Source organism: Anaerococcus faecalis (assembly GCF_013371425.1).
Lineage (GTDB): Bacteria > Bacillota > Clostridia > Tissierellales > Peptoniphilaceae > Anaerococcus > Anaerococcus porci.
Window position 1 is genome coordinate 70,975 of sequence record NZ_JABVBA010000008.1, and the last position, 21,499, is coordinate 92,473.

The following is a 21,499-nucleotide window of genomic DNA, read 5'->3' on the forward strand; positions in this document are numbered from 1 at the left end:
TCCTACCTATCAATATCAAGATAAACAATATTGTTCTTGTTCTCATATACCATACCCAATTCTTCTATTGCATATCTTTGAATTTCTTTTAAATCAACTGTATCTTCTAGGTTTTTATTAAGCCTATCACGTGTAAGTTGATAAGATGTATATTGACTTTGTAAACTATTATACTCGTTTCTTGTATTATTCAATTTTATGTAATTTTTAATAGTAATAAAGCCCATTACTATAAAAGATAAAAATAATAAAGCTAAAATATTTGCTTTAAACTTTTTATCTTCTTTTTTAAACTTATTATACTTAAGCTTTAGATTATAATCAGTTTGATTTTGCAAACTTAGCTTTTTAATTCTTTTTCTATTTTGTTTTCTTTTTCTTAAAGCTTCCTGCATATCAAACCCTTTCAACTACTCTAAGCTTTGCACTATGAGACCTTCTATTCTCCTTAAGCTCAGACTTTTTAGGTAAAATTGGTTTTTTTGTAATTACTTTTACCTTCCTTTTGTGGTTACACACACAAACCGGGAAATCTGGTGGACAAATACAGTCTTTGCTCATTTCTTTAAATTTATTTTTAACAATCCTATCTTCAAGCGAATGAAATGTAATAACACATAACCTTCCACCTTTTTTAAGATTGTCTACTACAGTTTCTAAAGTATTTTCCAAAACTTCAAGTTCACGATTAACTTCGATTCTCAAAGCTTGGAATACTCTTTTTTCAGGATGAGCTTCGTTTGAGTTTACAGAATTCATAACAATATTTCGGAGTTGTAAAGTTGTATTAATTTCTTCATTTTTTCTGTAATCTACAATGGCTTTGGCTATAGTTTTAGAATATCTTTCTTCGCCAAAATTTTGGAATATCTCCCAAAGCTCATCCAAAGAGTAATCATTGACAATATGCTTTGCTGTTAACTCATTATCTTTGTCCATTCTCATATCTAAAGGACCGTCTTTCATATAAGAAAAACCTCTATCTGCCTTGTCAATTTGATATGAACTTACGCCAATGTCCATCAAAGCGCCATCTAATTTATCTACGCCTGCTTCAAGGAGAACATTTTGTATATTTTCAAAGTTTCGGTTAAAATACAATACATTCGAGAAGTTATTTAAGTTCTCCTTAGCTGCTTTGATAGCTTCTTTATCCTGGTCTAGTCCAATTAAAAGTCCGTCTTCATTAAGTCTTTCCAAAATCTCTTTAGAATGACCTCCCTTACCTAAAGTTAGGTCAGCATAAATACCATCTTCTTTTATATTCAAGTTTTCAATTGATTCATTTAACAAAACTGATATGTGTGAAAATTTCATACTACTGATCCATTATCTCTGATAAGTTTCCTTCTACATCTTCTATATATTGGTTCCAATTATCCAAATCCCATATTTCTATGTTGGTATTGTTACCAATTATCATAGCTTCGTCTTTTAATTTGGCATATTCGCGTAATTGCTTATTTATTAGAACACGTCCTTGTTTGTCTAAATAAGCTTTGATAGTGGAAGAAAAAAACAATCTTTTCATTGCCCTGTTGTTTTTGTTTTGGTAGGATAGTTCTTCATACTTTTTTGCACGATTTTGAAACTCTTCTATAGTATAAATAACTAAAGAGTTTTCAGGGCCCTTTGTAATATAAAATTCATCTCCCAAGTCATCTCTAAAGTCACTTGGCATCATTATTCTATTTTTAGAATCTACTTTATGAATGAATTCTCCTAAAAACATGACCCACCTTCTACCACATATTTCCACTTCACTTATATCTTATAACAAAGCCTACAAATTGTAAAGACTTAAAAAAAATATTTTTAAGAATAAATTTCAACTTTTGACTATAAATTCAAACTAATTAATGTTTGGTGGTAGAAAAACCCAAAAATAAAAAATAAAAGGGCTATTGCAAAATTATGAATTTCTATCATTGTGCAACAGCCCCAGTATGAATATAAAATTGTAAGCTAAGTATCGAATATCCTTAAAAATCTAGCATCTATTCTTCTTTATGAATTGTCCCATGTTCAAATGTTTATATCTTACAAACAAATATATGCCTAAAATAAGGTAAATTACACTTGTAAATTGTGCCATTCTTATAGGCCCTATCATTAAAGAATCTGTCCTTAAAGCTTCTACAAAAAATCTAAGTACTCCATATGCCATAAAATATATAGCAGTTTGCTTTCCCTTGGCAGGTTCTTTTTTCCTATAATTTATCAAAAATAAGAATATAAGAAAATCTCCAATAGATTCATAGAGAAAAGTAGGATGAACTCTTACCCCATCAACAAGGATTGCCCAAGGAAGATTTGTTGCACTACCATGAGCTTCACCATTTACAAAATTACCCCACCTTCCTATAGCTTGCCCTAAAGCAAGTGATGGTACCATAACATCTGTTATATCAATAAGTGGAATTTCTTTTTTCTTACTATAAAAATATAAGGCAATTATCGCAAATAAAATTCCTCCATGAATAGCAAGACCTCCTGCCCTAAAGTTTAAAATTTCTATAGGATTATTTTTATATAAATCCCATTCAAATACAACATACCAAAGCCTAGCCCCAACTATTGCAAAAGGTAAGGTTACAAATAAAATATCATAAATGAAATCCTCACTAAATCCCCTTCTTGAAAACTCTTTTTGAGCAAATTTTGCGCCTATTAAAATTCCTGTAATAATAATAATTGCATACCAATATACATCTATACCGAATATAGAGAAAGCAACCCTATCAATTTTAAAATCTAACATATTAATCAATTCCTAAATCTTCAGGTACTTTCCAATTTGTATAAACCTCTTGAACATCATCGTTATCTTCAAGATTTTCTATCAATTTAGCTATTTGTTTTAAGTTTGATTCTTGAGCTTCAATTAGATTGTCTGCTATATAAGATAAGTCAGCTTTTGATAACTTATATCCAGCTTCTTTAAATTTATCTACCACTGGTTGAAATTCATCAACGCTAGTTGTTATTTGATATACATCTTCATCCTCTTCTACATCTTCTGCGCCAAACTCAATTGCCTCAAGCATAAGCTCATCAAAGTCTATAGAATCATCCTTATCAATTTCTATAATACCCTTTCTATTAAACATAAACATTACTGAGCCATCTGTTCCAAGGTTTCCTCCAAACTTATCAAATAAATGTCTTATATCTGGAGCAGTCCTATTTTTATTATCTGTAAGACAATCAACTATTACAGCTACCCCATCTTTAGCATAACCTTCATATATGACTCTTTCAAAATTTGCTCCATCTGTTGAACCACTTGCTTTTTTAATAGCTCTTTCAATATTATCGTTAGGCATATTTTCTGCCTTAGCCTTATCAATAGCAGCTTTTAGTGCAGGATTATATTCAGGGTTATCTCCACCTTCCCTTACTGCAACTGAGATAATCCTATTTAATTTGGTAAATATCTTACCACGTCTTGCATCTTCGCTACCTTTTTTGTTTTTTATTTTGCTCCATTTATTATGTCCTGACATATATCCTCCTAATTCTTAAATAACATAACAATTTCTTTTTCTTCTATTTTTATGTTAGCACTTGTCATGTCTATTAATTCATTTTTAAAATCTTCAAATTTATCATATTTTATATAAAGTCTTATTGATACATCTTGAAGATAATCCTTATCTATAATAATATAATTTCCTTCATTTAGGAAATTTTCTATTATTCCAAGTAAAGTATAATTAAAAGTAATTTTACTGTCTATATATCTTCTTCTATAAGTAATATTTCCTTCTATACAATCTGCTACACCCTTAGTATAGGCACGTACAAGCCCTCCCTTGCCAAGTTTTTTACCTCCAAAATATCTGCTTACAACACATACCACATTATAAACTTTTTCTTTCTCAAGAACTGATAACATAGGAAGTCCAGCTGATCCTTGTGGCTCACCATCATCAGAATACCTTTTAATTTCAGGCTTTTCATTTATGATATAGGCATGACAATTATGACTTGCATCCTTGTAATTTTTCTTTATTTTTTCAATAAAGTCTAAAGCCTCAGCTTCTGTCTCTACATATTTAATATTAGTAATAAAGGTGGACTTTTCTATCTCAAATTCATCAATGATTTCCCCTTTTATAGTTTTGTAATCTTCACTAATTTTTTTTGATATATCTCTCATACTTATTATAATCTTTCTTTGAAATATTTAGCTTGAGAACAATCCCATCGTTATTATAATCCTTATTGTCTACATCATAATTTGACATTATATAATCTAAAATTTTCCCATCCTTATATGAAATTTCCATAATAACTTTTATATATTCTTCTTTAATTAAATCAACTATTTTTTCCTTAAGTCTAACTATATCATTTTTATCTCTTGCTGACATATAGATTTTCTCAGCCTTTGCTCTATTAATTAATATATTCATTTTGTCATCTACAATATCAAGCTTATTAAATACATAAAGAATTTTCTTTTCTCCTACATCTATATCATCTATAGCCTTATCTATTGTTTTTAGCTGAGTTTCAATATCATATGATGAATCAATAATAACCAAAAGCATATCAGCAAATTTTATCTCTTCTAGAGTTGTTAGAAATGAATCATTAAGTTCCTTGGAAAGATTATCAATAAAACCTACTGTATCTGTTAGTGTTACTTTTGTATTTGAAAAATCAAGTCTTCTTGTTGATGTATCAAGAGTAGCAAATAACAAATCATCAGAATAAACATATTTCTCTTTCCCATATAATTTTAGCATTTGGTTAAGAATCGTTGATTTTCCTGCATTTGTATATCCTAATAAAGATATATTTAAAATATCTTCTCGACTCTTTCTGTTGACCACTTTTGTCTTCTCTAGATTCTTTAATTTCTCTTCAATTGATCTTATATCTCTTATTATAGCCCTCTTATCTGTTTCAAGCATGGTTTCACCTGGTCCCCTTGTACCAATTCCACCAGACTGACGAGATAGATAAGAAAACCACTTGTTAATTCTCGGAAGTTGATATTTTAACTGAGCAAGTTTTATCTTTAACTTGCTTTCTTTTGTATTAGCTCTTTGGGCAAATATATCAAGAATTAAAGTAGTCCAATCTACCACATGAAGCTTCATCTTCTCTTCTAGATTTCTAAGCTGACTTGCTGAAAGTTCTACATCAAATACAACAGTTTTTACATCAAGCTTTTTTGCTATATCTTCTATCTCTTCAACCTTACCACTTCCTATGTAATAGGAGGGATTCACTTTATTTATAACTTGGCTAATCTTTGCAACAGACTTAGCACCTGCTGTATTTATCAAAGATTCAAGTTCAAAACTCTTATTTGGATTCTCTTTTTCATTGTAAACATTAACTTGTATAACTTCTTGCATAAATTTCCTTTCTTTAATAAATTATACATTTTTTTGGCTTATTTTAAAGATAGACAAAATTCTATTATCAAAATATGTAATTTTATAGATTAAATACTTAAAAGATGATAAAATAATAGTGTAATTCTATTATTTTTAAAGATAAGACTTTAAACAAGGAGGTCAAAATGAATAAAAAAGTCTCCCCTATAGTTTTAAAAGTTTTACTTATTACAATACTGGTTTTAATCGGTCTAGGAACAGTGTTTTCTGGACTGATAGGTGGTGGAATTCTACAAGTTATGAAAAAAACCCCAGATATAGATCCAGAAAATATAAAATATGAAATGAGTGAAAATTCTACTATAGTTGATAAAGACGGAAATGAGATAGACTCTATTAGAACTAGTGAAAATAGAGAGATAGTTGATTTTAAACAAATGCCAGAACATTTAAAACATGCCTTTATAGCTGTTGAAGATGAGAGATTTTTAAAACATAATGGTATAGATCCTATCTCTATTATAGGTTCAGCTATCCAAAATTTTAAAAGTGGTTCTATTGTAAGAGGTGGTTCAACCTTAACTCAACAGTTGGCAAGAAATACATACCTTTCCAACGATCAAACATATGAAAGAAAGATTAAAGAAATTTATTTAGCCTTAAAAATTGAACAATATTTGAGTAAAGATGAAATTCTTGAAGCATATATGAACAGAGTTTTTCTTGGGCAAAATTCTTTTGGTGTTCAAGCCGCTAGCAAAACTTATTTTTCAAAAGACGTATCAGAGCTTACAATTGCAGAAGCAGCTGCAATTGCAGGTATAGTTCAATCTCCAACAGAATACGCCTTATTTAAGGCTGTTCCGACAAGCGAAGTTACAGATGAAAGAATTTTTGGAGAATTTTCTATAGATGGACAAAAATATTCAGCAGTATATAATGAAAAGCCTTTTGAAAGACAAAAGTATGTACTTTCAAAAATGCTTGAAGAGGGCTATATATCAGATAGTGAATACAAAGAAGCCTTATCAGAAGATGTAGCAAGTAATATTAAACCACCTGAAGATAAGTCTCCACTTATGGCCTCATACTTTAATACTCTTTTAGAAAAACAAGTTGTTAAAAAGCTTCAAGAAACCCTAAACATTGGAGAAAGACAAGCCTGGGATAAACTCTACTATGGCGGTCTTAAAATTACTACTACTGTAGATAATGATATGCAAAGTAAACTTGAAGATGTTTATGAAAATTTTTCAGAAAGCATTCTAGGTAATACACAAGGATGGGGTTCAGCTCCTTTACTTGACTTAAGATATGATAATTGGGGAAATATAGTTAAAAACGATGGAACTTTAATATATTATGCTAAAAGTAATGTTATGAATGATAATAATGACTTTACTATTTCAAGTGATGAAGCTTACTATGATGAAAATTCTAATTTGATTATAAATTCAAATAAAATTAGCCTTAATAATACAAACCTTGTATTTAAAGATTATTACAGTTTGGATGATAAAAACTCCAACTTAAGAACTCATAAAACAGGATTTGTTAAATTTCCATCCAACGAAAACATAAGAGAAAATCAAGATGGATCTATTCTTATATCAGCCTCCTACCTTAAAAATCATAATGATTTTGTATGGCAAAATGAATCTGGATCATTTTCTTTTAATAAAGAGTATTATGATACAGACCTAGAAGGTGTTATACAACCTCAATCATCCACAGTGGTAATTGATCAAAAAAATGGAGAAGTTAAGGCTATTATGGGAGGTCGTGATCAAAAGGGACAAAAAATATTAAATAGAGCAATAGATCAGCCTAGACAACCTGGCTCATCAGTAAAGCCTTTAGCAACCTATACAGCTGCTCTAGATCACGGATATAACCTAGCTACAGGTATAGATGATGTTCCATTTATGAAGAATGAAAATGGAGAAATATGGCCTGAGAATGTTTATAGGTCTTATAAGGGGATTGTAAGTCTAAGGGATTCCTTGGTTTATTCTGTAAATACAAATGCTGTAAGAACTCTAAAAGATATAGGCATTGATACTTCAAAGAAATATTTGAAAAATTTTGGTCTTATAAAAGAAAATGGCGATGATAATTTCGTTACAAAAGAAGAAGATTCACAAAAAAATGATGAAAACCTTGCAGCTATGGGACTTGGAGCTATGACAAAAGGTCAATCAGTTCTTGATATGACAGCAGCCTATGCTGCCCTTGCTAATAATGGTGAGTATATAGAACCTCTAACCTTCTCAAAAATTGAAGATAATCAAGGAAATATAATATTTGATGAAAAAGATAAGAAGAAAAATAAGGTTACAAGTCCTGAAACAGCCTATCAAATGACATCTGCTCTAATGTCTGCTGGAAAAAACTATGGAACAATTAACTTATATGGAACAGATTATGCAACAAAGACAGGAACTAGTGATAATAATATAGACTTTTGGTGTATAGGATACACACCTTATTACACAGTTGGAGTGTGGATGGGATCTGATAATCAAAACATATCTCTTAACTCTTATTCTACTGATAGGACTGCTTTAATGTGGGGAGTTATAAATAATAGGATACTCCATGACTATAAACAAGCTTCATTTGAAGAGCCTAGTGGAATTATACACGCTAAGGTTGACACTATAAGTGGTAAACTTCCTACCCAAGCATCTTACGCAGATCCAAGAAATACCGTAAAAGATGAAATCTTCTCTAAAGATAATTTACCAACAGAACAAGATGATGTCCACGTTTGGATCTTAGTTGATACAAGAAATAATCTACTTGCATCAAATAAAACTCCTAAAAACTTACAAGCAAATAGGGCCTTTATAGATAGGAAGGGAAGCTATGATCCAAGCAAGTGGAATGGAATTTTACCTGAAGACTGGAAATATTCTATACCTCAAAAGTACTCAGATCTTGGTTATGTTGAACCTAAGCCTAAAGACGATAATAAATCTAATAATGGAAAAAAACAAGACGATAAAAATCAAAATAATCTAGAAAATAAAGATGGTCAAAATCAAGATGAAAAGCAACAAAATAAACAAAATCTTGAAGGAGAAAATCAAAAAAATAATAATTAAAAAATGCTGTTGTAGGAACTTCCTACAGCAGCATTTTTATCCTATTGATTCAAGAAACAAATCTTTTTTGTTGTCATTATCTATAATAACAATTCTTTTTTCAAGCTTTAACTTGTTTAGCTTATCTAAAATTTTGCTTCTTTCATTCTTATCAAAATTAAGTAGCCAAGAAATATATTCTTTATTAAGCTTCTCAGTCCTATCAAGAGATGGATCATCCTCATCATTTTTCTCAGTAAGAGATCTTTTTACCGATCTTTTCAAGTTTGATACAGGTGGAAAATCTAAATAAATTATAGTATCACTTGCATCTAGTCTTATATCTAAAGTTTTTGGATAATAACCATCAAATATAAAAGAATCCTCATTTCTTATAATATTTTCTTGTATTTTTAGAAACTCATCTTCAGATATGTGTTCCTTTTCATTTTTCCACCAAATCTTATTAAGGTAGTATACCTTAATACCAAGCTTTTCGCCTAGTTTTTTGGCTAAAGTGGATTTTCCGGATCCTCCGGAACCAATTATAGTAATTTTCTCCATAATTCCTCCATAACAAAGAAACTATACTCATAGCTTTTAAAATTTCAAGACTATAAGGCTATATCTATATCATACTTAGTTTGATCAGGATAGTAATCTTCTAATTTAAAATCATCAATAGAAAAATCTTTAAATTCCTTAATATCCTCATTTATTAAAAGCTTAGGATTATTCCTAGAATCCGGTTTAATATTAATAATCTTTTTAATACTTGGTATATGTTTCTTGTATATATGATAATTTTGAATAAAATGAACAAAATCCCCTGCTTTATATCCAGTAACCTGAGAAATCATTCTTAAAAGAACATAGTATTGAAATGCATTAATTCCGCCGGGAGCCGCAGCCGCAAGAAAATCCCCACTTCTTTGAATTAATGTTAAATTCAAATAACCTCCAGTAACAGTCCACATAGTTAAAAATGCACATGGAATAAGGGTCATTTCACTCATATCATCTACATCTATTAAATTAATAATAAGTCTTCTATTAAGAGGATTGTTTTTAAGCTCACTTATAAGCCTATCAATTTGATTTGTAATTTTCCCTGTTTCAGGAGACTTAAATTCTTTATTTATTTGATATCCATAAGCCTTACCTAAGTTTCCTTTTTCATTTTTCCAAGAATCCCAATAATTTACCTTGTACTTTTCTTTAAGTAAATCCACATCATTAGATCTATCTTGGTAAATCCATAATATTTCCTTAATAGCTGATTTCCAAGCAATCTTCCTAAGACTTGTTAAAGGCACTTCTCCTTTCTCATATCTTACAAATTGTTGAGGAAGATAGAGAGTATAAGCATTCTCTCCATTTTCCCAAACTGGCCTTACATCCTCATTAAGAGATTCTTCATCATAACCATTATTTAATATATCTTTTGCTATTTTTATATATTTGTCGTTTACATTCATAAAATCACTATACTCCTAAAAATCATTTTAAAAAAATCGGCCTAAGCCGATTTTAATTTCTTAAAAGTTATTTATTTTTACCAGTTATTGCATTATAAATGAAAATTAGTACAACTGAACCAATAACTCCAGCTATAATGTCACCAATAAGTCCAGTACTAGCAATATTTAGAAGACTGAATATCCATCCTCCTATTACTCCACCTATTAGACCTACTATAATATTTGCTAAAGCTCCCATTTGAGCATCAGTTTTCATTATCATACTAGCGATCCATCCGCATAAAGCACCTATAATTAATGAACCTATCATAATTCTTCTCCTTTAATTAATACTATACCTTAAAAAGCAAAGCTAATTAAGTGTTTCTTTTTGTCTTATTATATATATACCCACTTTTTTGCAATATACATAATAAAAACGCAAATATTTCATATAGTAAAATAAAATATACTAGGGTATAAAAATACTAGAGGTGAATTAGATGAATAATATTAAAATATTAATAATAGAAGATGAAGCTGGAATTTCAAAGATTATAAAGTCATATCTAGAAAAGGAAGATTACGAAGTTTACCAAGCATATGATGGTGAAGAAGGCTTAAAAATTTTTCAACAGAATGAAATAGACTTAGTCTTACTCGACTTAATGATTCCAAAAATATCAGGAGAAGAAGTAATCAAAGAAATTAGAAATAAGTCTGAAATACCTGTAATAATGGTTACAGCAAAGGTAAATGAAGATGATATAGTAAATGGTCTAAAACTTGGAGCTGATGACTATATGACTAAGCCATTTTCTCCTAAAGAATTAATTCAAAGGATAAAAACAGTGCTTAGAAGAATTGAAAAATACAATATACCAAGAGCTGATATTATAAAAACTACAGATGGAAGACTTGAAATGGATCTTGAATACAACAGATTTTTTAAAGATGGAAAAGAAATTTTTTTAACCAAGAATGAATTCCAAATTATTAAGACACTTTTTTCAAATCCAAATAAGATATTTACTAGAGAAGAAATAATTGAATTAACTTTTGGTTATGATTATGATGCCTATGATAGGGCAATTGATACCCACATTAAAAATATTAGACAAAAAATTGAAGATAATCCTAAAAAACCTACCTATATCAAGACAATCTATGGAATGGGATATAAGTCAGGTGGGATAGATGACATCCTTAAAAAATAAAATAATCAAAAACTTTGTTGCGGGAATTCTTGCCTGTATTCTTGTTTTTTCTATAGCTATATCTTATCTTTTAGGAATCTATACTAAAAATTTCCTTGATACAACTGAGTTTAGAAGACCATCAGAGATAAAAAAAGAATTTGAACATTTATTAAAAAGTGAAGATCCAAATAACTTTAAAGAAAGACTTGATCGGTTTTCTAAGAATTTAAATGTAGATATAGAAATCTTAAATAAGGATAATGAAACTGTTATGATTTTTAAGGGCAGAAAATCTGATCATAAGTCAGGAAAAACTCAATCCTATGAACTTTATTCCCCTAATCTTAATGACTATATGGCACAGCTTATAGTGACATATGATTCAGGAGAAATGGCTGCAAATGAACTTTTAAGTAATTTTAAAAATTCATTACTCATAGCTATTGTAATTTCTGTTTCTATAGGAATTTTAATAGCTTTAATCTTATCTGATAACATTACAAATCCTATTAAACAAATCTCTGATGCAACTATAAAGATTAAAGATGGGGATTATAATATAAAACTTAAAGATAGTCAGATAATAGAACTTGAAAACTTACAAAATAATATAAAATATCTCTCAAGCAATTTGAAAAATCAAAAAGAATTAAGAAAACAATACGCCCAAGATATATCCCATGAACTTAGAACTCCTATTACAAATTTACAATTATATATAGAAGCCATAAAAGATGGAGTTATTGAAGTTGATGATGATACACTTAAGTCAATTCTTGATGAAATATTTAGGCTTGAAGGTTTGGTAGTAAATTTAAATAAGTCTTTCGATGATAATACTGAGTATGTAAAAATCAGAAAGAAAGAATTTAATCTTTCAATACATCTAAAGTCAATCCTTGATACTATAAAACCAAGGTTTAATAAAGAAAACATTGCTTTAGTTGAAGATATAAAGGACAATGTAGTAATCTTTTCTGATAAGGATAAAATAACACAAGTAATACAAAATATTATCTCAAATGCTATCAAGGCTATAGATAAAGATGGACTTATAAAAATATCTTTAACTGATGATAAAACAAATATTTATATAGATATAAAAGATAATGGAGTAGGAATAAGTGAAGATAGAAAAGAAGTCATTTTCGAAAGATTTTATAGGATTGATGATGCAAGAAATACCAAACTAAATGGACATGGACTAGGCCTATCAATAAGTAAAAACTTTGTAGAAAGTCTAGGTGGTAAAATTAAACTCAAGTCAAAGCTTGGTAAAGGCACTACTTTTTCAATAATTTTACCTAAATAATTTGGGAAATATTACAATATTTGTTATATTATTTATAGGTGAACTATGAAAAGAAAAAAAAATTTATCATCATCAAGACATAAAAACAAAAGAACAAGAAAAAAAGATATAAGAATAAGCTCAACTAAAAAAAGAGATAAAATAAGAAGGAAAAAAAAGAAAAAAACCTATATGAGAAGGAGGTTAGTCCTTCTTCTTATTTTATTTTTAATAATTTTCCTTATATTTAGATTTGTATATGGATTCTTTAACCAATATAAAAATTTTGATTACCCTGAATTTAGAAATCAGTTTCTAGAATCAATTACACAAAATGTATTTGTTGCAAATACAGATGGTAGATCCCTAACAAGTGCTGAGAAAGAGAAAGATTTTAAAAAGCTTTATGAAACTATAGTTAGAAATCATGTTATAGATAATGATAGTGAGGAAGCTTTTAAAGAGTTCTCGGACTCCTATGATTCCAATTTCAATAAAGTAAAGGAGTCAAAAACTGACCAAGAATTTTATGATATAATAGATTCTTATTTAAGCATACTTTCCGATAATAGGACAAAAATCCTAGATAAAAAATCATATGATATGATTTTTGACTATTATAAGGAAGATAAAAACTCTCCAAGAGCTAAAATTTTAGGAAATAGTCAAGTTGTAAATAGGTATAAGAGACTCATAGGAAAAAAATCAAATCTTCCTAAAATTAATATTAATGAAAACGGGTCTATACTTGAAATAACAATTCCTGCCTTTAATAGTATGAATTTAGAAGAAGATATGAATAAGATAAAAGATATCCTAAAAAAGAATACAAATATAAAAAATATTTACTTAGATTTTTCGGATAATGAGTCCATAGATGATAAGTATGCCTTTAGACTACTTTCTCTTTTAATTCATGATGATTATCAAAAGGAAAAACTTGTCTTTTATAGGGGAAATCTTCTTAAGGAAAACCTAAGTTTTATGAAGGAAAATAAAGATAATTTAAATATATCATCATCTTTTATGGAAAATCCCTCCAGTAAGTATCCTGAAAAACTTGATTATATAAACAAAGACTATTATATGTATTACGACACTATTAATATAGATATAAAAAAAGATAGGGATCTTGAAAATAAAAATATTTTTATTCTTGTAAATGAAAATACTAAAAACTCCCCTATTACCCTAACACATCTTCTAAAAGAAACATCCAAGGCATATGTTGTTAAAAATGCCTTAGATAGTGAAACTAGCAAAAATGATAGAATTAATTATCTACGAAGTGATTTTTTTAATCTTGATTATTCAGGACTTGTAATTTCAATAGATGATTCATATGAACTTGATGAAAATGATAAGTATCTAAAATATGATCAAAAAATAAATACAGACAATCCAAAAACTTACGTACTTGAAAATATAAAATAAAACAAAGAAAAATCCTGAAATATTCAGGATTTTTTCAATCTTAAATTAATATTTAATCATATATTCTTCGCCAAGTCTTGTGACATAAATCTCTATACCAAGACCAATTATTAGAAATAAGATTATTAATGCTGTTGCAAATGATGCTTTATTTGTAGTGCTTTCAGTACCATTTTTAACATCTTTTATAGTCTTATCAGCTTCTTTATTAGTTTGATTCAAAGCTTCTTTAGCATTTGTAATTTGTTTACTTGCTTCTTTAGAAGCTGTTTCTAAACCATTGAAAATATTATCTACTGCTTCTTGAGATTTTTGTGCTGTTAGATTGGAATTTTTATAAACTTCTTCTTGAATAGTTTCCTTATTAATAGAATTTGTAATATCTGTTGCTCTCTTTTCAAGTGAATCAGAAAGATCTTTTAAAATTTTATCTTTATTTTCTGGATTTGTTAAAAGTTCCTTTCCAGCGTTTGATATTTCAGCTTTTACTTCATTTAAATTCTTTGTTATAAATTCTGGTTGTAGTTCAGCTATATCTGTTTTAGAAAAAGTATTCTTGATATTTTCTTCAAGCTCTTTTGTATCGACACCAGATATAGAATCAGCAACACTTGATAGGACATTTCCTCTTGCATCTCCTGCTGTACTTATAACAGAATCAGCCACTGTTTGAACCGGTTGTTCTGCAAGACCTAAAGCTTGTACTATTATTGTTGTTATTAGTGAAAATAGAAGAATAATTGAGAGAGCCCAACTCATAAATCCATGTAGTAACGGTTGTCCTTTAGAAAAAGCACCTGTTATAAAACCTGAAACTATAAACGAAATTAAAAGTATTATCACAGTTGCAATTGCAACTCCTATTCCAGTTGATGATAGTGAATTTTGGTTATTTGGAGAAAAAATCCCAAATCCCAATGCCCAAACTAATAAACTTAAGACTATAAATACAGCTGAAAATGATATTGCACCTGCAATTATTGCACTCCAAGAGATTTTATTATCTTTTAAACAATTATTTGTAGCTCTTACTCTTCTGCTTTCTCTTGAATCAGAAGATTTTCTTTGACTATTTTTGTCGTCACGTCTTTCAGTCATTATATTCTCCTTTTTACTTATAATAGCCTATTATTATTTATTATACCTTTACATTTTATAAGCAAAAGCAAATATTATATATTTCAAAATATATTTCCAAAATGCTTATATATAATTCTTGAATTTATTAAAGAAAATAATCTCCAAAAAATTAACTATATTAAACTATGAAACTTAAGAATATATTGGTATTATAAATCTTACAAAAATTTAATAAAAGTAGCTCAACGAAGTCATATAATTTCTTTTTCCATCGTATATCCCTTTATTCTCTATCTTTTTTAATATATTTTATAAACACATAATACATTAATATATTAATTTTTATTTCTATTTATATGTTGATCTTGAGCTAATTCAATTTCTCTTATCATATCTCTTCCATTGAGCATCTTCTTGATATTTTTAACATCTAAGATTAATACATTTCTAAATATAAGCTCGTTTTTAGATTCATCTTTTAAAAAAGAAGAATTTATGACAAGGACTGGTCTTATATCATCATCCCTTATATTTTTAATATCGTCAGCAAGCTTATTAGCAAATCCTTTATCAATATCTCTTTGTCTTTTGTAATTTCTAATCTCTATTGCATATTTTTTATTTTTCTTTTTTGCAAATAAGTCAAATTTATTGCTTCTTTCATAATCTTCTTGATATGGTTCAACCCAATAAGAAGAGTTTCTAAGAGCCTTCGAAATTAGTTTTTCATTAGTTAAATCCTCATTAATTTCTCTAAGAGCCCTTAAAAGATTTTTAGGCTTTATTTTAAAGATTGCAGTAGTTTGAATTTCATCTTTTCCTATTATCTTTTCGTCAAATCCTATCATAAGATCATTTACTATAGTAAATGATCCATGGGCTATAGCATTTCTTATATGCCTTAGCATAGATTCAGTCTTGGTCTCATTATCCGATTGGGTTAAAATAATCTTTTGAGTATTGATACAAATTCTTTTCCTATATTCATTTGCTAAATCCTCATCTATTTTATCAGTAAAAAGACAATCCTCATCCCTAAGTTCCATATAATTCATTATTTCTATAAAAGTATAAAGATCATATTCCATATTAGAAACTAATTCGTTAGATTTTGATTGAATAGATGATATATCTGGCACGTACCACAAAAGATATGCTATTGCATTTACCATGTCATCTGTCATTTTGAGAGGTATTTCCTTATGTATCAATGAATATTCTACAGGTTTTCTACACTTGTCTTTTTCAAATTTATCAGTTAATTCCATATCTCATCCTTTTTTTATTTAAACTACTTCTCTTTTTCTATTCTTACCCAAAATTTCAAAAGTAAAGCTTGCTTTATTAAGATATAAATAAAAGTTAATTAATAAATAATGTTTAGAATTCCTGAATATGGTTATATTTATAATATCACTAGTTAGAGATAATTTTTGAAATAAAAAGGAGAATAAACAATGAAACTTGCAATAATATACTATTCACAAACAGGACACAACTTTCAAATGGCTAAATGGGCTAAAGAGGAAGCTGAAAAAAATGGAGCAGAAGTAAGACTTCTAAAAGTTAAAGAAACTTTAGATGAAAGTTTAACTGAAAATAATCCAGCTTGGAAAAAATACCTTGATGAATCAAAATATATAGAGGAAGCTACATCAGATGATTTAATATGGGCTGATGCAATTTTGTTTTCAACACCAACTAGATTTGGAAATGTAGCAAGTCAACTTAAAGCATTTATAGATGCACAAGGTGGTATTTGGGCTCAAGGTAAACTTATAAATAAGGTGGTTTCTGCTATGTCATCAGCACAAAATAACAATGGTGGTCAAGAAGGAACCATCAAAGCAATCTATACAACAGCAGCTCACTGGGGTGCAATAATTCTTCCTATTGGATATACTGCAGATGAAGTTTATACACAAGGTGGAAATCCATATGGAGCAAGTGGTACAGCTACAAATGATGGTTTTGCAAACGACCTTGAAGGTGCAGTAAGAGTACAAGCCAAAAGAGTTGTTGATGTAACAAGTAAACTAGTTGACTAATAAAAACGCAAGATAAAGCTTGAAGATTAAGTGATAATTGTATTTTGTAATTATCACTTAATTTTTTCTATTTTAATCATATTTCAACTCTCACTTAATCAAATATCTTACTGACTATATCATTAATTCTATGATTTTTAGCCCTATATCAATTAATATTAGATTAGTTTGATATATTATCTATATACTTCAGCCTTATAGAGTATTAATTATCCATAAATAATGTATCAATTTTCTAATCAAAAAGTGTTTTACAAAAACTTTTTCTGTATTTAGCAATCTTTAGTAATATTGCTATAAGTTTACATATCTGGCTTAATTTTAATTACTCTAATTAGAAATCAGCCCTTATGCTTTAGATATTATTAATATTTTTACTGAAAGAATTCTATGATTAAGACATTATTAAATTAATTAAGCTATTGCCAAGAATCGAAAGATAAACTTCCATTTCATTATCATGAAGAAATTCTTCTATAGTATTCCTTGCTATCATAAAGGCTTCATTTAAAGGATATGCATAGATTCCAGTTGAAATAAGAGGAAAAGCAATTGATTTAATATTGTTTTCTTTGGCAAGCTTTAAGGAGTTCATATAAGAATCTTCTAAAAGTTTCCTACACACTTCCTTATAAATTTCATTATATATTGGGCCAGCAGTATGGATTATATATTTTTGTTTTAAATTAAACCCATCTGTAATAACAGCTTGCCCCGTTTTTATAGGTGAAAGCTTATCACAAGCTTTTTTTAAGTCTTTTCTTCCTGCAGCTCTAAAAATTTGTCCACAAATTCCTCCACCTTCTAAAAGATCTATATTTGCTGCATTTACAATAGCATCTACATTCAATTTTAAAATATCTTTATTTATTACTTGTAAAGTCATTTTTTCTCCTTTTATACTATTATAACTTGAAAAAATCATTTTGCATAATATAGTTATTTAAAGCAATAATTAAAATCAAGCTTTAAGATTTTTAATTTACAAAAAGAAAAATCAAAGTATAATTAAGTTAGAAATTAAATATATTTATAAAAGAAAGAAAAGGGATTATATGCTCAAAAATAATTTTTCAAAGATATCAACTTTTATTCCAGTATACTTTAGAGCTATGAGGGATAAAAATACACCAAAGCTAGCAAAGTTTTTTGGACTTTTTGCAATAGCTTATGCTATTATGCCTGCTGATTTAATTGCTGATACCATTCCATTTTTAGGAATATTAGATGATGCTATTGTTTTGCCATTTTTAATTTATGTAACTAGTAAAATGATACCTGATTCTATTATGAATAGAGAGAAAAAGATACTTAAAAGAAAATAAATAAAATTCTAGAGCTGTCAAGTTGTCTAACAGCTCTTTTTTTAATTTTTGATTTTAAATGTTTTTGGTGAAAACTTATATATTAAAAAGCTAGCAAGTAAGGCAAATAAAAAAATAAATACCGACATTGCCAACATAAACTTAATTTCCCCCAAGTAAACCATTAATGATGGAAATGCAAAGATAAACATATAATATATTCCTAAATTCATTAACACAACTAGGATTGATTTTTGATTGCCTTCCTTATCAAAGGGTTGAAATAAATAATATTGAAATAAAGGTAAAACAGTAAAAAATATCCCATTTAATATTATATAAACTATAGGAAGAATAAAATTAACTATATCCCCATCTATAAATTTAAGGAAAAAAAACATATAAATCAAGGTCATAGCAATAATTGGAATAAGCATAATCTTAAATATAGCCCTAAATCTTAACCAAAACATTTTTAATAACTTCTTATCTTCCCTATAAAAACCATAATACAAAAGTGATGAATCGCAATTTTTATAAAAAGCTATAAGAATCTTATCTTGCTTAAAAAGTATATAGGATATTATTGGTATAGCATATATCAAGATTTTATATACCTCATCTGAGCTTACTTTAAGTCTTGATAAAATCCAAAAACATCCAAAACCAACCAGTATAAAAATACCTGTCATTATAAGAGTTGGTTTATATAAAATTCTCCTATGTCTTAAGAAAAATAGTCTATTTAAATACTCAAATCCCTCTACATTTATTTTTTTATTTACCCTTATATCTTTATCTTTAAGCTCAACTAAATTTTTATTTGTATTCTCTGCCTTTCTCATTTGCTCACTATAAGAATTTACAGCCTTTTCTATCATATTATCATAAGCTCTAAAATTCTTTAAAAAACTTATTGAAAAGTATATTCCAAATAAATTTAAAAGCAAAAAACCAAAGCTTAATACTTTTATATCAACTCTTATTAAAAGAGTAAGAAATGATATAAGAAAAACAAAAAATAAAACCAAAATAATTTTTACAAAAGGATTTTTAATAAATTCTTCTTTTCTATCTCCATTTATCCTTGTCCAAAAGGCTGTCATATTTATGATAAAAAAGTAAAGACCTAAGCTGTATAAAAAAGTATAGACTGGATTAATACCTGCAAGTAATAAGGATACTATACAAAAGGCAAGACTTCTACCTATAAAGCATAAAAATGGCTCAAAAAATGTAAAAATCATAGCCAAGTCCTTAGGATAATAATTAAAATTTTTACTTAAATCATTAAACTTATAACCATTATCCAAGATATTGTTTCCTAAAAGATTAAAGGCAATATATACGACAAAGGGAAGACAAGTAAAAAGGAGTTCTTTACCACTTTTAGGAAAAGAACTTAAAATAGATATTCCTAAATCACTTCCAATATCACCTATAAGTTTTACCCAAACACCACTTACAGCTATTACAAAAATAAAACTTAAAAAAGATTTTATAATTTGCCAAATAATTGAAAAAATCGGTATAAAGGTATGCATTATCTGTTTGAAATCATAAAAATAATACTTATCACCTAAGTATTTACCCATCAATGGGATTTTTCTAATCCCATAGATAAGGCCATTGAAGACCTCACTTACCTTAATCCTTTCACTTGTTAAAAATAAACTAAGATAATGATTCATACTCATCCTCCAAATCTTTAAAGTTTTTATCTAGCACTTTTATACTATCATCAGATGTAGTTAAAAGAGTAATTATCTTATCTTCAAAGTCTTTATCATTTTTGATAGATTCGTCAACCTTTTGAAGATTTTTATTATGTAGTAGAACTATGTTATCACAAATATCTTTGGCAAGTTGTAGGATATGAGTTGAAAAAATTATTATATGCTCTTTATGGATTTTTCTTATAATCTTTTTCATCTCAAATTGAACTACTACATCAAGGCTTGTAAGCGGTTCATCCATAAGAATAACCTTTGGCCTGAGTATTAAAAACATAAGCATTTGAAGTTTATTTTTCATTCCAGTCGAATAACCTTGGATAAGTATATCTATATCATTTATATCAAAATCTACGATCTTAAAATAATCTTCTATAGGTTTTTTATCCTTTATCCTATCCTTATTGGCTTCTATAAAAAACTTAATGAACTCTCTTCCTGTAAGAAATTTGGGAAGATTTGGTTCTGCCACCATGAAAAATACATCTTTGAAGTTTATCTCATTTTTCACCCCATCCTCTTCTAAGAAAACTTTTCCTTCGTCTTTTTTTATCTGTTCACTTATAAGAGAAAAAAGCGTTGTCTTACCTGAGCCATTTCTTCCTAGAAGTGCATAGACTATACCTTCTTCAAATACATAATCTACATTTTCTAAAACCTCCTTTTTGCCAAATGATTTGGATAAGCCTTCTATAATTAACTTCACGTATCCTCCTTTTTTACAAATATAGCATAAAAATCAAATATAGAAAACTGCTATAAAGCTAAAGCCTTATAGCAGCAAACTAAAACTATGCTATTTGTCCACCAGTAACTTCTAAGTCATCACCATCATGATTTACTATAGCTCTAATCGCAGCATTTAGTCCCTTAACTATATCATCAAGGTTCATAGAAGCTGTATTTGGCTTATCTAAAACTTGATTTGGTAAAAATGGTACGTGGATGAACCCCGCTTTAATATTTCCATATTTTTCAGCCAAGTAAAGTGCTTGATACATTATATGGTTACAAACAAAGGTCCCAGCGCTATTTGAAATAGAGGCTGGAATATTTTCTTTTTTAATTTCTTCAACCATAGCCTTTATAGGAATTGATGCAAAGTAAGCATTTTTACCATCTTCTCTAATTTTGACATCTATAGGTTGATTTCCTTCATTATCTTCTATTCTTGCATCATCTTGGTTTATAGCTACTCTTTCAACAGTTAAATCGTACCTTCCACCAGCTTGACCTACACAAAGAATAACATCTGGTTTAACTTCTTTTAATTTTTCTTCAAGCACATCTGCTGATTTGTGAAATACTGTTGGTATTTCAAGTTTTATAACTTCTACACCCTCTATATTTTCATCAATTCTTTTAACCGACTCAATAGCAGGATTAGTAGTTTCTCCACCAAAAGGATCAAATCCTGTTACTAATATCTTCATAATATCCCCTATCTTTCTTATTATATAATTACCCAAAGATTTTAATATTAAATATAATATTTTAAAAAGCTTATATG

General features: G+C 28.3%; 22 protein-coding genes. 6 read left to right on the plus strand and 16 right to left on the minus strand.

Annotated features, from left to right (window positions below; genetic code table 11):
• Positions 1 to 2: 2 nt before the first annotated feature.
• The 7 genes from HV819_RS08320 to hflX all read right to left on the minus strand — a co-directional run bounded on the left by HV819_RS08320 (position 3) and on the right by hflX (position 5,372).
• Positions 3 to 395 carry a septum formation initiator gene (locus HV819_RS08320; RefSeq protein WP_154541127.1) on the minus strand — a complete coding sequence of 131 codons (393 nt, stop codon included), beginning with the start codon at positions 393 to 395 and terminating at the stop codon, positions 3 to 5.
• A gap of 1 nt (position 396) precedes the next feature.
• Complete coding sequence (gene rsmH / locus HV819_RS08325; protein WP_154541129.1) at positions 397 to 1,317, minus strand: 16S rRNA (cytosine(1402)-N(4))-methyltransferase RsmH; 921 nt, start codon at positions 1,315 to 1,317, stop codon at positions 397 to 399.
• A 1-nt stretch (position 1,318) separates the two neighbouring features.
• Positions 1,319 to 1,732 carry a division/cell wall cluster transcriptional repressor MraZ gene (gene mraZ / locus HV819_RS08330; protein ID WP_154541131.1) on the minus strand — a complete coding sequence of 138 codons (414 nt, stop codon included), beginning with the start codon at positions 1,730 to 1,732 and terminating at the stop codon, positions 1,319 to 1,321.
• Between the two features lie 258 nt (positions 1,733 to 1,990).
• Positions 1,991 to 2,761, minus strand: coding sequence for a prolipoprotein diacylglyceryl transferase (gene lgt, locus HV819_RS08335; protein ID WP_154541132.1), 771 nt, complete (start codon positions 2,759 to 2,761; stop codon positions 1,991 to 1,993).
• Between the two features lies 1 nt (position 2,762).
• Complete coding sequence (locus tag HV819_RS08340; protein WP_154541134.1) at positions 2,763 to 3,506, minus strand: YebC/PmpR family DNA-binding transcriptional regulator; 744 nt, start codon at positions 3,504 to 3,506, stop codon at positions 2,763 to 2,765.
• An 8-nt stretch (positions 3,507 to 3,514) separates the two neighbouring features.
• Complete coding sequence (locus tag HV819_RS08345; protein WP_154541136.1) at positions 3,515 to 4,162, minus strand: YigZ family protein; 648 nt, start codon at positions 4,160 to 4,162, stop codon at positions 3,515 to 3,517.
• Positions 4,137 to 5,372 carry a GTPase HflX gene (gene hflX, locus HV819_RS08350; protein ID WP_154541138.1) on the minus strand — a complete coding sequence of 412 codons (1,236 nt, stop codon included), beginning with the start codon at positions 5,370 to 5,372 and terminating at the stop codon, positions 4,137 to 4,139. Before hflX ends, HV819_RS08345 begins: the two co-directional genes overlap by 26 nt.
• Positions 5,373 to 5,539: 167 nt before the next feature.
• Here hflX and HV819_RS08355 point away from each other — a divergent pair, with 167 nt between their 5' ends.
• Positions 5,540 to 8,461, plus strand: coding sequence for a transglycosylase domain-containing protein (locus HV819_RS08355; RefSeq protein WP_176269989.1), 2,922 nt, complete (start codon positions 5,540 to 5,542; stop codon positions 8,459 to 8,461).
• 36 nt (positions 8,462 to 8,497) lie between these two features.
• On the opposite strand, the gene HV819_RS08360 is transcribed toward HV819_RS08355, so the two are convergent.
• From HV819_RS08360 to HV819_RS08370, 3 genes are all read right to left on the minus strand, one after another.
• Complete coding sequence (locus tag HV819_RS08360; RefSeq protein ID WP_154541142.1) at positions 8,498 to 9,004, minus strand: P-loop NTPase family protein; 507 nt, start codon at positions 9,002 to 9,004, stop codon at positions 8,498 to 8,500.
• Positions 9,005 to 9,054: 50 nt separating this feature from the next.
• Positions 9,055 to 9,918 carry a thymidylate synthase gene (thyA, locus tag HV819_RS08365; RefSeq protein WP_154541144.1) on the minus strand — a complete coding sequence of 288 codons (864 nt, stop codon included), beginning with the start codon at positions 9,916 to 9,918 and terminating at the stop codon, positions 9,055 to 9,057.
• Between the two features lie 67 nt (positions 9,919 to 9,985).
• Entirely contained in the window at positions 9,986 to 10,231 is a 246-nt protein-coding gene (locus HV819_RS08370; protein ID WP_154541146.1) for a GlsB/YeaQ/YmgE family stress response membrane protein, read from the minus strand.
• Positions 10,232 to 10,403: 172 nt separating this feature from the next.
• On the opposite strand from HV819_RS08370, the gene HV819_RS08375 reads away from it, so the two are divergent.
• Genes HV819_RS08375 through HV819_RS08385 form a run of 3 tightly spaced genes read left to right on the plus strand, consistent with a single transcriptional unit; the run spans position 10,404 to position 13,824 of the window.
• On the plus strand, positions 10,404 to 11,117 hold the full coding sequence (locus tag HV819_RS08375; protein ID WP_154541148.1) for a response regulator transcription factor: 714 nt from the start codon (positions 10,404 to 10,406) through the stop codon (positions 11,115 to 11,117).
• Positions 11,098 to 12,411 carry a sensor histidine kinase gene (locus tag HV819_RS08380; protein ID WP_176269990.1) on the plus strand — a complete coding sequence of 438 codons (1,314 nt, stop codon included), beginning with the start codon at positions 11,098 to 11,100 and terminating at the stop codon, positions 12,409 to 12,411. Before HV819_RS08375 ends, HV819_RS08380 begins: the two co-directional genes overlap by 20 nt.
• 45 nt (positions 12,412 to 12,456) lie before the next feature.
• Positions 12,457 to 13,824: a hypothetical protein gene (locus HV819_RS08385; RefSeq protein ID WP_176269991.1), complete on the plus strand. Its 1,368-nt coding sequence runs from the start codon at positions 12,457 to 12,459 to the stop codon at positions 13,822 to 13,824.
• A gap of 45 nt (positions 13,825 to 13,869) precedes the next feature.
• Here the strand turns inward: HV819_RS08385 and HV819_RS08390 are convergent, their stop codons facing one another.
• Together HV819_RS08390 and HV819_RS08395 are read right to left on the minus strand one after the other, a co-directional pair.
• Positions 13,870 to 14,922: a TIGR04086 family membrane protein gene (locus HV819_RS08390; protein ID WP_176269992.1), complete on the minus strand. Its 1,053-nt coding sequence runs from the start codon at positions 14,920 to 14,922 to the stop codon at positions 13,870 to 13,872.
• A 317-nt stretch (positions 14,923 to 15,239) separates the two neighbouring features.
• Positions 15,240 to 16,172, minus strand: coding sequence for a hypothetical protein (locus HV819_RS08395; RefSeq protein WP_176269993.1), 933 nt, complete (start codon positions 16,170 to 16,172; stop codon positions 15,240 to 15,242).
• Between the two features lie 189 nt (positions 16,173 to 16,361).
• Here HV819_RS08395 and wrbA point away from each other — a divergent pair, with 189 nt between their 5' ends.
• Positions 16,362 to 16,952, plus strand: coding sequence for an NAD(P)H:quinone oxidoreductase (gene wrbA, locus HV819_RS08400; RefSeq protein WP_176269994.1), 591 nt, complete (start codon positions 16,362 to 16,364; stop codon positions 16,950 to 16,952).
• A 394-nt stretch (positions 16,953 to 17,346) separates the two neighbouring features.
• Here wrbA and HV819_RS08405 read toward each other — a convergent pair whose 3' ends face one another.
• On the minus strand, positions 17,347 to 17,838 hold the full coding sequence (locus HV819_RS08405) for a macro domain-containing protein (protein ID WP_154541160.1): 492 nt from the start codon (positions 17,836 to 17,838) through the stop codon (positions 17,347 to 17,349).
• 169 nt (positions 17,839 to 18,007) lie between these two features.
• Between HV819_RS08405 and HV819_RS08410 the strand changes: the two genes are divergently transcribed.
• Positions 18,008 to 18,277 carry a YkvA family protein gene (locus HV819_RS08410; RefSeq protein ID WP_176269995.1) on the plus strand — a complete coding sequence of 90 codons (270 nt, stop codon included), beginning with the start codon at positions 18,008 to 18,010 and terminating at the stop codon, positions 18,275 to 18,277.
• 41 nt (positions 18,278 to 18,318) lie between these two features.
• Here the strand turns inward: HV819_RS08410 and HV819_RS08415 are convergent, their stop codons facing one another.
• The 3 genes from HV819_RS08415 to pcp form a co-directional block, all read right to left on the minus strand.
• Positions 18,319 to 19,947 carry a hypothetical protein gene (locus tag HV819_RS08415; protein ID WP_154541164.1) on the minus strand — a complete coding sequence of 543 codons (1,629 nt, stop codon included), beginning with the start codon at positions 19,945 to 19,947 and terminating at the stop codon, positions 18,319 to 18,321.
• Positions 19,931 to 20,695 carry an ABC transporter ATP-binding protein gene (locus HV819_RS08420; protein ID WP_176269996.1) on the minus strand — a complete coding sequence of 255 codons (765 nt, stop codon included), beginning with the start codon at positions 20,693 to 20,695 and terminating at the stop codon, positions 19,931 to 19,933. The genes HV819_RS08415 and HV819_RS08420 overlap by 17 nt, the downstream gene beginning before the upstream one ends.
• An 85-nt stretch (positions 20,696 to 20,780) precedes the next feature.
• Complete coding sequence (gene pcp / locus HV819_RS08425; RefSeq protein WP_154541168.1) at positions 20,781 to 21,422, minus strand: pyroglutamyl-peptidase I; 642 nt, start codon at positions 21,420 to 21,422, stop codon at positions 20,781 to 20,783.
• Between the last annotated feature and the right edge of the window lie 77 nt (positions 21,423 to 21,499).

Excerpts from the sequence above, each read along its gene's own strand:
- HV819_RS08380 (WP_176269990.1), top strand. The coding sequence starts at position 11,098 with ATGACATCCTTAAAAAATAAAATAATCAAAAACTTTGTTGCGGGAATT.
- hflX (WP_154541138.1), bottom strand. The coding sequence starts at position 5,372 with ATGCAAGAAGTTATACAAGTTAATGTTTACAATGAAAAAGAGAATCCA.
- HV819_RS08370 (WP_154541146.1), bottom strand. The coding sequence starts at position 10,231 with ATGATAGGTTCATTAATTATAGGTGCTTTATGCGGATGGATCGCTAGT.
- HV819_RS08405 (WP_154541160.1), bottom strand. The coding sequence starts at position 17,838 with ATGACTTTACAAGTAATAAATAAAGATATTTTAAAATTGAATGTAGAT.
- HV819_RS08395 (WP_176269993.1), bottom strand. The coding sequence starts at position 16,172 with ATGGAATTAACTGATAAATTTGAAAAAGACAAGTGTAGAAAACCTGTA.
- HV819_RS08340 (WP_154541134.1), bottom strand. The coding sequence starts at position 3,506 with ATGTCAGGACATAATAAATGGAGCAAAATAAAAAACAAAAAAGGTAGC.
- HV819_RS08415 (WP_154541164.1), bottom strand. The coding sequence starts at position 19,947 with ATGAATCATTATCTTAGTTTATTTTTAACAAGTGAAAGGATTAAGGTA.
- wrbA (WP_176269994.1), top strand. The coding sequence starts at position 16,362 with ATGAAACTTGCAATAATATACTATTCACAAACAGGACACAACTTTCAA.
- HV819_RS08410 (WP_176269995.1), top strand. The coding sequence starts at position 18,008 with ATGCTCAAAAATAATTTTTCAAAGATATCAACTTTTATTCCAGTATAC.
- HV819_RS08320 (WP_154541127.1), bottom strand. The coding sequence starts at position 395 with ATGCAGGAAGCTTTAAGAAAAAGAAAACAAAATAGAAAAAGAATTAAA.
- HV819_RS08360 (WP_154541142.1), bottom strand. The coding sequence starts at position 9,004 with ATGGAGAAAATTACTATAATTGGTTCCGGAGGATCCGGAAAATCCACT.
- HV819_RS08385 (WP_176269991.1), top strand. The coding sequence starts at position 12,457 with ATGAAAAGAAAAAAAAATTTATCATCATCAAGACATAAAAACAAAAGA.
- pcp (WP_154541168.1), bottom strand. The coding sequence starts at position 21,422 with ATGAAGATATTAGTAACAGGATTTGATCCTTTTGGTGGAGAAACTACT.
- mraZ (WP_154541131.1), bottom strand. The coding sequence starts at position 1,732 with ATGTTTTTAGGAGAATTCATTCATAAAGTAGATTCTAAAAATAGAATA.
- HV819_RS08345 (WP_154541136.1), bottom strand. The coding sequence starts at position 4,162 with ATGAGAGATATATCAAAAAAAATTAGTGAAGATTACAAAACTATAAAA.
- HV819_RS08355 (WP_176269989.1), top strand. The coding sequence starts at position 5,540 with ATGAATAAAAAAGTCTCCCCTATAGTTTTAAAAGTTTTACTTATTACA.
- lgt (WP_154541132.1), bottom strand. The coding sequence starts at position 2,761 with ATGTTAGATTTTAAAATTGATAGGGTTGCTTTCTCTATATTCGGTATA.
- HV819_RS08390 (WP_176269992.1), bottom strand. The coding sequence starts at position 14,922 with ATGACTGAAAGACGTGACGACAAAAATAGTCAAAGAAAATCTTCTGAT.
- rsmH (WP_154541129.1), bottom strand. The coding sequence starts at position 1,317 with ATGAAATTTTCACACATATCAGTTTTGTTAAATGAATCAATTGAAAAC.
- HV819_RS08375 (WP_154541148.1), top strand. The coding sequence starts at position 10,404 with ATGAATAATATTAAAATATTAATAATAGAAGATGAAGCTGGAATTTCA.
- thyA (WP_154541144.1), bottom strand. The coding sequence starts at position 9,918 with ATGAATGTAAACGACAAATATATAAAAATAGCAAAAGATATATTAAAT.